The sequence below is a fragment of the Psychrobacter sp. CX16 genome (assembly GCF_057396245.1).
This window is the reverse complement of record NZ_JBXYJF010000036.1, coordinates 20,364-31,083: the sequence shown is the minus strand read 5'-3', so window position 1 is coordinate 31,083 and position 10,720 is coordinate 20,364. Positions and strand designations below refer to the sequence as shown.

At 40.4% G+C, this 10,720-nt stretch carries 9 protein-coding genes and 1 other RNA gene; 6 read left to right on the top strand and 4 right to left on the bottom strand.

From position 1 onward, the window contains the following. A partial coding sequence (locus AC2SLM_RS11560; protein WP_486552346.1) for a transposase domain-containing protein occupies positions 1-566 on the bottom strand: 566 nt, incomplete at its 3' end. 658 nt (positions 567-1,224) lie between these two features. Between AC2SLM_RS11560 and AC2SLM_RS11555 the strand changes: the two genes are divergently transcribed. After that, the gene (locus AC2SLM_RS11555) at positions 1,225-1,434 is read left to right on the top strand and encodes a hypothetical protein (RefSeq protein ID WP_486553998.1); all 210 of its coding nucleotides are present in this window, start codon (positions 1,225-1,227) and stop codon (positions 1,432-1,434) included. A gap of 729 nt (positions 1,435-2,163) precedes the next feature. Continuing rightward, positions 2,164-2,385 carry a hypothetical protein gene (locus tag AC2SLM_RS11550; protein ID WP_486553996.1) on the top strand — a complete coding sequence of 74 codons (222 nt, stop codon included), beginning with the start codon at positions 2,164-2,166 and terminating at the stop codon, positions 2,383-2,385. A 322-nt stretch (positions 2,386-2,707) separates the two neighbouring features. Here the strand turns inward: AC2SLM_RS11550 and AC2SLM_RS11545 are convergent, their stop codons facing one another. Then, entirely contained in the window at positions 2,708-3,895 is a 1,188-nt protein-coding gene (locus tag AC2SLM_RS11545; protein ID WP_486553994.1) for a CinA family nicotinamide mononucleotide deamidase-related protein, read from the bottom strand. A gap of 204 nt (positions 3,896-4,099) precedes the next feature. After that, positions 4,100-4,196, bottom strand: an RNA gene (gene ffs / locus AC2SLM_RS11540) — signal recognition particle sRNA small type. Between the two features lie 389 nt (positions 4,197-4,585). On the opposite strand from ffs, the gene AC2SLM_RS11535 reads away from it, so the two are divergent. After that, positions 4,586-5,458 (top strand): tol-pal system YbgF family protein, encoded by an 873-nt coding sequence (locus AC2SLM_RS11535; protein ID WP_486553992.1) that lies wholly within the window; start codon positions 4,586-4,588, stop codon positions 5,456-5,458. Positions 5,459-5,634: 176 nt separating this feature from the next. Beyond that, entirely contained in the window at positions 5,635-6,360 is a 726-nt protein-coding gene (locus AC2SLM_RS11530) for an SIMPL domain-containing protein (protein WP_486553991.1), read from the top strand. Between the two features lie 122 nt (positions 6,361-6,482). On the opposite strand, the gene glnA is transcribed toward AC2SLM_RS11530, so the two are convergent. Next, positions 6,483-7,892, bottom strand: coding sequence for a type I glutamate--ammonia ligase (gene glnA / locus AC2SLM_RS11525; RefSeq protein WP_486553989.1), 1,410 nt, complete (start codon positions 7,890-7,892; stop codon positions 6,483-6,485). Between the two features lie 873 nt (positions 7,893-8,765). Here glnA and AC2SLM_RS11520 point away from each other — a divergent pair. After that, entirely contained in the window at positions 8,766-9,389 is a 624-nt protein-coding gene (locus AC2SLM_RS11520) for an anthranilate synthase component II (protein WP_486553988.1), read from the top strand. A 203-nt stretch (positions 9,390-9,592) separates the two neighbouring features. After that, the gene (trpD, locus tag AC2SLM_RS11515) at positions 9,593-10,690 is read left to right on the top strand and encodes an anthranilate phosphoribosyltransferase (protein WP_486553986.1); all 1,098 of its coding nucleotides are present in this window, start codon (positions 9,593-9,595) and stop codon (positions 10,688-10,690) included. Positions 10,691-10,720 lie beyond the last annotated feature (30 nt).

Here is a 10,720-nt window from a genome sequence, read left to right as displayed (position 1 = left end):
GTGATCTCTCCTTGACCCATATCTCCAAGAGTTGTGTCAATGATCTCATGTGTGTCAGTATTGATAAGACATACCGAACGCATTTGTGGATAAGGCGCCTCTTTGGTCCTACCTTTGCTTGAGCTAAAGTGCTGAAGGTTCTCATCGGTGTATGGCAATGAGTATACGACGCCATCTACGGCTTGGACGCTAAGTCCCATGAAGTCTTGTTGCTGGGCTAGTGATTCCGTTTGGTAGTGAGCACTTAGTTGATGAAATAGCTGCTTTAGAGGTTCATGCCCGAGGCGTTGTCTTGCTTGTACAACAGCACTGGGTACGCAGGCCTGTGAGTCTAGATTAAGCCGCATTTGCTCTGTGATATACCAGATGGAACGGTTTCGATATAAGGCTGTACCGATGACTAGCCAAACAACGTGTTCGGCTGGTAGCTTCCGCCTTCTAATGCTCGCTTTGCCTGTATATTCTAAGGCCTGCTGTATCCAGTCAGGGTCTATTAATTCACTAAATTGTTCTAGGGTGTCTGGGATCCTTTTATGCGTCTCATTAATAGCTTCTTGTAGTCTCATAGTAAAATAGCCCATCTACTTATTAGATGGGCTATTTTATTACTTTTCTTCGGGTTTTTGCTTTAACTGACTGGCATTAATTATTGGATGAGGTTTTTGGACATCGTAGACAATCATTAAAATGTTAAAATATAACAAAATTTACTAATGATTTAGATAACAATGCCAAAGCTTGCAACAGCAACGACACTAAACGACTATCCGAAAATTTGTATTAACCAGTACAAACAACAGTTAACAACAGACAAGACAGTCAAATCATTGTCATTGAACTATGGCTACAGAGGTCAGCAATACAGCTATGATATTCCACTGACAACGACACAACCCAACTATGGTGGTAAGCGTTATTGGTTCAGGTGCGTTAAGTGTCACAGAAGGGTAGCAGTTTTATATTGTGCTGGTTTATTCGTTTGCAGACATTGTATAGGTGCAAAGTACCTTACCCAGCACCAACAGCCAACAGACCGCTTATTTAATCGAGTAGGACAGATAAGACGGCGTTTAGGCTGGCAAAGTGGCATTGCATACGGTAAAGGCTCAAGACCTCGCTATATGCACCACAGCACGTACGAGAGGTTAGTTAAAGAGCATGACATACTAGAACAGCGCATCTGTGGTTCTGTGCTTAACTGGCTGGATAATAACGGGGTTAGATATGAGCAGTAGATTAAGAGATGAAATAACACTCGATACAGTCCTACAGGAAGTTGAGCAAATAAGACAATTAGCATTAGCTGAAAACGATTATAAAACAGCGTTAAGTTGTACGATGAGTAAGTGTAAGTTGCTTGGTGGTGGTCAGCAGATTGAGCAAAGAGAGAAATATAACAATGACCCAGTGCTTAAAAAGATAATGGAATTTTGATAGTTTTCGGACACGTTAGGATAGTTAATGTAACAGTACACGCACGCACGTATTGTTCTCGAAATTGTCCGAACAGCACTCACGGTAAGAGTAAGGTTTTGTAAGGTTTTCATATCCTATAACTTGAACAGTACACGCACGCACGGGCATTAAGGGTTTTCGGAGTCCATAAAAGAGGGAAAGGTTGAACCATACACACGGGCATTAAATAAACAGACTAATCAGGTACAACCTTTGAGCGTTTAAAACGCTTATGGGTAAACCGAATATAACTGCATGGTGATTAACTCCACACAGATTATTTATACTGTTCTATACCAATAGGTTTACTTTAGTTTACTTATAGGACAGAAAAATTAAGGTCAAACTTAATATCTATAAGGGTTTATAAGAGATTAAGTAATAAGCATCGCAACTTTAGCTGTAAAAAATAAAAAAATAGAGCTTAAATACTTGAATGGGTTAACTTGCACAGGTGCAACTTATTCCGCATTTCAAATGCGAAAACTTAACAAAACTTAATATTGCAGCATCTATAGAAGGCTCGCATTTAAAATGTCACTACAGCTCGCTTGCCAGCAACTAACTATATTTTGAATACACAATACTGATGCAACTATGGCCACTCCAAACCACAGAATAGCGATTAAGACCTGTAAAAACTTCGATTATCGACACTATCCGAGGCTTATACAGTGCTGTAATGAGGTTTTAAAGAACTATAGAGTAATGAGCCTTGATATAGTCATTGGTAAAGATACCAAAGCGAACAGATGGGCTTGCCGTTATGCTGGTGTAGCTCAAAAGAGAGTTATGACATTGGACACCCCACAGCAATTAATTGAAAACAGCGATTGTCTTATTCTGTTTGGTAGAGATGCTTTATTGGATAAGTTAGAAGCAATGGCAATTAGTCAAAATGTGAAAGTTTATAAATTTAAGCTGTATTAATTATCAAATTACAATCAGTAACAATATTATTCTGATGTTAAAATGCAGATAATTTTAAGCTAAAAATTGATAGTAGCTTTTTTTATTGTTGGTATATTTGTTGGTATAAGATAAATTTAAATTAATAAAATCCTTTAATATCAATATCTTAGTAATTAAGTTTAGTTTCCGCCATCTCCACCAAACACTAAAAAGGCTTGTCACATTAATTGTGGCGAGCCTTTTTTAATGGGCGATACATAAGTTTTGATAATAAAGGGCTTATCACCCATACTGTGATAAGCTTTTTTTAAGAAACTCTTTTATCTTTTAATATATGAACTTACTTCGTCCTAAACGCCTTCAAAAATAGATACATCGCTGTCTTAGCGGCTCTCATTTGTACCGCTTGTCTATCTCCAATGAATTCTCGCTCAATGATTGAGATCTGATTATCAACGCATAACCCAATATAAAAGGTTTTGGCTGTTCTACCTGACGCGATACTGGCCTCTGGTAAGTCATGGCAATGGAAAAGTGCGATGCCATTAGTCAACTCATTATGTTTGATAAATTCTAAAAGCTGCTGCTTGGCCAATGTTTCTGTAATCTCCTGCTTTAAGTGTTTCGTTATACTTAGTTTGACGTTATCGTGAGCATCATCACTGTTTAATAGTTGATGGGTCAGATAGCCAGTCGTATTTATCTCAAGCACACCAAATTTACTGATTGTATGACAACCTATTGCCCGCTCTAAGCTTTCATTTTGGTCGCTGTACAGATGCTTAGCTAAACGCTCATTTATACGTAGCATCATCGGCGCAAAATAAATTTCAGCCTCCTGTTCACTATTTGCTTTGACACTCAAGCGAACAGTAATCTCCCCTATCCCCGCGTACGGTGCCAGCGAGACCTTGCTTTGATTGCCAATTAAGTCTTTAAGGGTATCCTCGACCGATGACTCACCGATACCGCCAAATTTTAAATATTTAGAATACAGCTTAGTACGCTCACCTAATATGTCGTCAAGTAACGGTTTAAGTTCATGATCAAACATGTAGCTCATTTCTCTGGGTGGTCCTGGTATGGCAGCATAATAGGTATCATTATGCTGATGCAAAAATCCTACCGCTAGCCCAACTTCATTTTTGAGTAAATGGCTGCCTTTGATGGTATTGGCCTGTCTTTTATTAGAGGTAATTAATGACTCATTTTTACCGGCAAACAGTTCCAGTATCTTCGCTTCGGCCTCCTCATCAATGACTAACTTAGCACCTGTAAATTCAGCAATCGCATCTTTGGTCAAATCATCCTCTGTTGGACCAAGTCCACCGCAACACACCACCAAGTCTGAACGCATGCTGGCGATTTGTAAGGCTTCTTTAACCCGCGTCATGTTATCACCGACTACGCCCTGAAAATATACATCGATACCTAAGTCGGCCAAGCCTTCAGCAATGTACTGCGCATTGGTATTAACAATCTGACCCAGTAATATTTCGGTACCGACAGCAATAATCTCAGCTTTCATAAATAATTATCCTTATTTTATAGCTATTCAAATATGTCTTTGAGCCTACTTTATCTCAAAACCCATTACCTTGGGTGCTCATAAACGTATTATTTTTTCAGGACGCAAAAAAGGCCTGTCATATCAATCATGACAAGCCTTTTATTCGCTCAATGTAAGCGGTATTCTGGATATTTATTAAATTTTAGGCATAAAAAAAGATGACCCCATCAGCACATCCTCGGCACACATTGTATCTACTACCGTTGCTACCTTCCGGTCCTGGCGGGGTTCATAGTACAATGTTGCGAGGCTACCAACGGAGCCACCAAGCACGTATTATACCTAAGCTTTCATTATTTTCAAGCATAATCATAAATTTAGCTTCTGTATGGCACTCTTTTTTTTAATCCTGCTTATCTTAGCCTATAACAAAGCTATCTATAGTCAGTGAACTACTAAACGGTTACAGCCTTAACCTTGCTAAGCCTACACTTGTAATACTTTCGCTCGGTTGCCTTGTAACTATTTCAGACTTCTCTGACGATACCTTTAGTACAAACATCCATACTAAAAAAACAACGTATGCTAATTCTGTGATTGGCAACTCAACATCCATGCTCGCCAAGCTCACTCCCTGTTCGCTTTATTTTATTGTTATAATCAAGGTAGACTCCCTAATGACACAATAAATAAAACTGAGATGATATTATGCCCGATGCCATCCAAGCACCAAAAAAGCACATTCGATTCAGCCTATTACCAGTTCTATTTGCCCTTAGTAGCGTCAGTTATGCCGTTACGCCTGTCTCACCTACTACGACTACCGCAACAAACAATACCTCTGTGTCATCTACAGCCCTACCTAATGCCTATGAGCTTGTTAAGAAGATGGATGCACAAAAGCGAGAGATGGCACGGCTGGCAGGTGAAATCGAGAGTTTGCAGCAGCAAATCAATAGCTTAAAACAGGAATTAAGATTAGAGATTAAACAAGAACTAGCAAACGAGTTTGAGCGTACGCTACAAGATAAGGTACAGGCAGAGGTTAACCGAATCCTAGGTCAATCAGGCCAAATGCAGAAAACCATTCAACCGGCTGATGTCAGTGCGTCTACTCAAGGTTGGGGCACAGAGGCAAACCCTTTAGATAATAATAATAATAATAGTGGCACAAGCTCAGATCCCGAAGTCTCAGAACAGAAGCAAATTGAGCTGGCTTATGCCGCTGCTTATTCGGCACTAAAAAATAAAGGGGTGGACGCGGGTATTAAGCAGATGAAAGCCTTTATCGAGTCCTACCCTGATCATGATTTGGTCGCTAATGCTCATTATTGGTTGGGTGAGTTTTATTTAAAGGATACCCCGCCTAATGTCAACTCAGCAAAAGAGCAATTTTTACAGGTGATTACTGACTATAAAAACGACCCCAATAATGACAAACAGAGCAAAGCTTTATACCGCCTAGCCTCATTTGCCAAAATCAGTGGCGACTCTACCAAAGCCAAACAGTTTATCAAAATCTTGGTCACAGATTACGCCGACTCTAGTGAAGCCAAGCTGGCTCAATCGGTTAAATGGTAATTTGTTTTAGGTTAAGAGTTATAGCAGCCAATATACGTCAGATTTCATTACATTAATCTAGCAAACGATTAATGGTGCATATACAAAATCGAGGTAAAATAGGTTAATCTAGTATCTATATTTAAATGTCTCTGTAAATATATTGAAAAATCACAACAAATAAAGAGGAAAGCGTTATGTCAATTGTCTCTGCCAAAACATTATCTAAAATGGGACTTCTTACCCTAATTAGCAGCACTGCCCTATTAGGCAATATGGCCAATGCCGAACCCACAGGCTATAACCAAATCAGCTTTAATGTGGAAGCCAATCAAGAAGTCGACAATGATGAAGTAACGGCAACCCTTTATAAGCAGGCTCAAGCAACCAGTCCGAAGCAATTGGCCACAGAGCTTAACACCGCGATTAATAAAGCGATGAACATTGCTAAACGGTACCCTACTGTCACTGCGACAACAGGCTCACAAAACACACGCCCTAACTATAATGACGACGGCAAAATTACCGGTTGGACGGGTACTGTCAGTATTGACCTAAAAAGCCATGACTTTGCAAAAGCCAGTGAGCTTATTGCGACACTACAAGACTCTTTAGTGGTTCAAAATATTCAGTTTGGCGTATCAGAAGATAAACAGAAACAGCTTGAAAAAGAGCTAATTAAAAAGGCCTCACTTGCCTTTAAAGAACAAGCCAAATCTTTAGTAGAGACTTGGGATATGAGCGGCTATCAAATTATCAATGTTACCATCAACTCAAATGGTGGCTATAGCCCGCGCCCTATTATGATGATGCGTGACATTTCAGCAAAAAGCAGTGCGCCTGCTCAGAGTTTTGAAGGTGGCAATACGCAACTGGGCGTTACTGCGAGTGGTACGATTGAGCTTATCCCATTTATGAGATAGCTTTAAATAGATTGTCTTTTGGAACTTAAGGCAGCTCTATAAAAGTACGAGCCATAAAAAATCCCAGCACATATGCTGGGATTTTTGATTACTATCAGACTAACTCTAAACCAAAGCTTAAATTATAGGCTGTAGTACATATCAAACTCTATTGGATGCACAGTCGTATTTAGACGACGTACTTCTTCTTCTTTAAGCTCGATAAACGCGTCCAACATACCTTTAGTAAATACATCACCTTTTAGTAAGAAGTCATGGTCATCTTTAAGCGCTTGAAGAGCAACATCTAAGCTTTCAGCAACCGTTGGGATTGAACCTTCTTCTTCTGGAGGTAGGTCATACAAGTTCTTATCAGCCGCATCGCCTGGATGTATTTTATTTTGAATACCGTCAAGGCCTGCCATTAATAGTGCAGCAAATGCCAAGTAAGGGTTAGCGGTTGGATCTGGGAAGCGGGCTTCAACACGAACGCCTTTTGGCGAGCTTACGTATGGGATACGAATAGACGCTGAACGGTTACGCGCTGAATAAGCTAGCATAATAGGTGCTTCGTAATGAGGCACTAGGCGCTTATAGCTGTTCGTTGATGGGTTAACAATCGCATTAAGCGCGCGTGCGTGCTTAATAATACCACCAATGTAGTATAACGCTGTTTCAGATAATCCAGCATATTCATCACCTGCAAAGGTGTTTACGCCATCTTTTGAAATTGACATATGGACGTGCATACCAGAGCCGTTATCGCCAACGATTGGTTTTGGCATGAAAGTAGCTGTTTTGCCAAACTGATGCGCAACGTTATGTACCACGTATTTGAACTGCTGTACTTCGTCCGCTTTACGAACCATAGTGTTAAAAGACACACCAATTTCAGACTGACATGAGGCTACTTCGTGGTGATGCACTTCAACACGGTCTGGGCCCATGATGTCTTCTAGACGCTGACACATAACTGAACGTAAGTCTTGTGAGCTATCTACTGGTGGTACTGGGAAATAACCGCCTTTAACGCGTGGACGGTGACCCATGTTGCCCCAGTCATAGTCATTGTCAGTTGACCAAGCAGCTTCTTCCGCAGTGATACGGTGACGAGCGCCTGACATATCGATAGACCATTTTACGTCATCAAATATGAAGAATTCTGGCTCAGGACCAAAATATGCCGTATCACCGATACCGGTTGATTTTAAGTACTCTTCAGCACGGCGTGCGATAGAACGTGGGTCACGCTCATAACCTTGCATCGTAGTAGGTTCGATAATATCACACGTTACTACTACGGTCGTTGCATCGAAGAATGGGTCCACAAATGCCGTTTCTGGATCTGGACGCAAAATCATGTCAGAAGCTTCAATGCCTTTCCAGCCCGCAACTGATGAACCGTCAAACATTTTACCGTCTTCTAGTACGTCTTCATCGATAGTTGAAGCAGGATAGCTGATATGCTGCTCTTTACCACGAGTATCGGTAAAGCGAAAATCTACCCATTTAGCGTTAGACTCTTTGATTAGATCTAATAATTTGTTCGACATTTGTGTCTCCATTAATATGTCACAATGAAATTGGTTGTGTGTTGAGCTGAGCTAAGAGTTATTATGTTGCACCTTGGCTTATTTTTATAAAGCTTGCACATCATCATCTTATCAAAAATCAGTATAGGCGACAGCGCTGCAAAATCCTAGTAGCAATTTTTGATTAAATTCTTAAATCTTCTCTAAAATACGTTTTGCCTTTAAAAATGCATATCGCTTTAAAAGTTAATTAGAACCATCAATGTTGCTGCATTAGATGAATAACGCTTGCCTGCCTGATTATCAAATCAAATACTCAGCGTTTTACTTTGATTTGTTCGATTAGTCAGAAACTGCTTTGACCAAGTTTATGTAATAGATATTGCAACTCGCGTGCCAATTTTAAAACATTTACTATTATCTTGCTTAAAGCGTCTAAACAGCGCTTACACGCTCTATTTAAATATTTATTACCCCTTTTAAAGCTAAGTTTAGCTGAAATGGTGCAAAATAGTAAGCGGACACGCACTATTTTTGTGCAAATCTTCTCTAAAATAATGCCTTATTAGTGAAGGATTAAAGATTGCTTTTGTTAGCGCTTTATCTCAATCCTTTCTTTTACCTGATAGTTACTTTTACCTGATAGTTACTTTCATGAGGTAGCTATTTTTATATGATAGCCACTTTGATTTAATATTTATCTGATAAAAACCTCCGGTTAAACAACGCGGCTTCTTTGAACGGAACTTCTTTGAATAGTTACAACACATGCTCTATTCGAATGCCATAAGCTATTTAGGTATAATCACGCCTTCAAAGTATTTTGTGCCTGCTAACTTCTCGTACTGAAAGAAGAACGAAAAAGAGCAAACGGCTTAGACTAAGGACTCCTCCATGCTTCTGCTTTTAGATAACTACGACAGCTTTACTTATAATATAGTGCAGTATCTTGAGCAGCTTGAAGCTGAGGTGCAGGTCTATAAAAACGATGCCGTCAGCTTAGCAGATATCGAAGCACTACAGCCAAAGGCTATTGTATTGGGTCCTGGTCCAGGGACGCCCAGTGAAGCAGGCATTACCCTAGACTGTATTCGCCATTTTTCAGATACCCTGCCCATGCTTGGCGTCTGTCTTGGACATCAAGCGATTGCTCAAGCCTTCGGTGCACAAGTTATTCATGCTCCGCAGATTATGCATGGCCGAATCTCTAAGGTACATCACAATCAGGCAGGCGTTTTTAAAGACTTGCCCTCACCAACCGAGTTTACGCGCTATCACTCTCTTATTGTTGATAAAGAGACTTTGCCAGAGTCGCTTGAGATAACGGCATGGACGCAGCAAACAGAGGTTGAAAGCAAGAGCTTATCTACAGATATAAATAGTCATGTGAATGAAGTGATGGGTATTCGTCATAAGCAGTTGCCTATCGAAGGCGTACAATTTCATCCTGAATCTATTTTAAGTCATGCCGGCTTACAGCTCTTTAACAACTTTTTAATATCACATCATTTATTATGAATAGATGCTTATTAGAAAATACAAATAACTGCTTAGGCTAATTTGCTACACTTTTAGGCCTTATTCAACTGCAATAAATAGCTAAAAACCATCAGTCAGTTGATGTTTCGCTATTTAGCCTAGTCATTACCAGTATGTTATGTATAATAATTTAGATTTGCACTATTTTTATTCCTTAAACCAACAATACAGTTATAAAACCTATGACAAACACTGCTCCTTTCTCTACGGCTAATATGACCGATGAACAAATCCATGACCTATTAACCACCGCACTTGGCCGCATTATTAAACGTATTGATTTGACTCAAAAAGAGATGCGAGAAGTGATGACCGTGATTATGGATGGCAAATGCTCTGACGCTATGATGGGTGCTATCCTGACTGGTCTTAACATGAAGAGTGAGTCAATCGACGAGATTACCGCTTCAGCTAGGGTCATGTTAGATTTTGCCAGTAAAATCGAGCTTGAAGGCTGCCGCAATTTAGTTGATATCGTCGGCACCGGCGGTGATGGTAGCAACTTATTTAACGTCTCTACTGCTTCAGCCTTTGTCGCAGCAGCCGCAGGCGCACATGTGGCTAAGCATGGCAACCGCGGCGTATCCTCAAAATCGGGTAGCTCAGACTTATTAGAGCAAGCCGGTATTGATTTGAGCATTACCCCAGAACAAGCCAAGCTATGCATTGAAAATCAAAAAATCGGTTTCTTATTTGCACCCAATCACCATCCGGCAATGAAGTATGCCATCCCTGTACGCCGTGCTTTAAAGATTCGCACTATCTTCAACATTTTAGGCCCTCTAACTAACCCTGCCGGCGTGAAAAGCTCGATTATCGGTGTCTTTACAGATACTTTGTGCGAGCCATTGGCCCATGTGCTTAAAAATCTAGGCGCAGACCATGTATTAGTCGTTGGTTCTAAAGATGGTTTAGATGAGATTAGTCTAGCAACCAGTACCAAGATTGCCGAACTAAAAGATGGTGAAGTGACCGTTTATGACCTTTTCCCTGAAGATGTTGGAGTTAAATCACAAACATTGGTCGGATTAAGCGTGGACTCTTCTGCACAAAGTCTTGAGCTTATCCAAGCAGCATTATCTGGCGAGGAGAGCACTCAGTCAAAAGTGAATAAAGCGCGTGATATGATTGCGCTAAATGCCGGTGCCGCCATTTATGTGGCCGGACTTGCTAGCAACTTCCCTAATGGGGTAAGCCAAGCACAAACCATTATTCGTAGCGGCAAAGCATTGCAAAAAATGAATGAGTTGGCGGCTTACACCCAGTCTTTAAAGGCTTAAGTATCTAGTCTGACTGCCACAACCCCATTA

Excerpts from the sequence above, each read along its gene's own strand:
- AC2SLM_RS11555 (WP_486553998.1), top strand. The coding sequence starts at position 1,225 with ATGAGCAGTAGATTAAGAGATGAAATAACACTCGATACAGTCCTACAG.
- AC2SLM_RS11530 (WP_486553991.1), top strand. The coding sequence starts at position 5,635 with ATGTCAATTGTCTCTGCCAAAACATTATCTAAAATGGGACTTCTTACC.
- AC2SLM_RS11550 (WP_486553996.1), top strand. The coding sequence starts at position 2,164 with ATGAGCCTTGATATAGTCATTGGTAAAGATACCAAAGCGAACAGATGG.
- AC2SLM_RS11535 (WP_486553992.1), top strand. The coding sequence starts at position 4,586 with ATGCCCGATGCCATCCAAGCACCAAAAAAGCACATTCGATTCAGCCTA.
- AC2SLM_RS11520 (WP_486553988.1), top strand. The coding sequence starts at position 8,766 with ATGCTTCTGCTTTTAGATAACTACGACAGCTTTACTTATAATATAGTG.
- glnA (WP_486553989.1), bottom strand. The coding sequence starts at position 7,892 with ATGTCGAACAAATTATTAGATCTAATCAAAGAGTCTAACGCTAAATGG.
- AC2SLM_RS11545 (WP_486553994.1), bottom strand. The coding sequence starts at position 3,895 with ATGAAAGCTGAGATTATTGCTGTCGGTACCGAAATATTACTGGGTCAG.
- trpD (WP_486553986.1), top strand. The coding sequence starts at position 9,593 with ATGACAAACACTGCTCCTTTCTCTACGGCTAATATGACCGATGAACAA.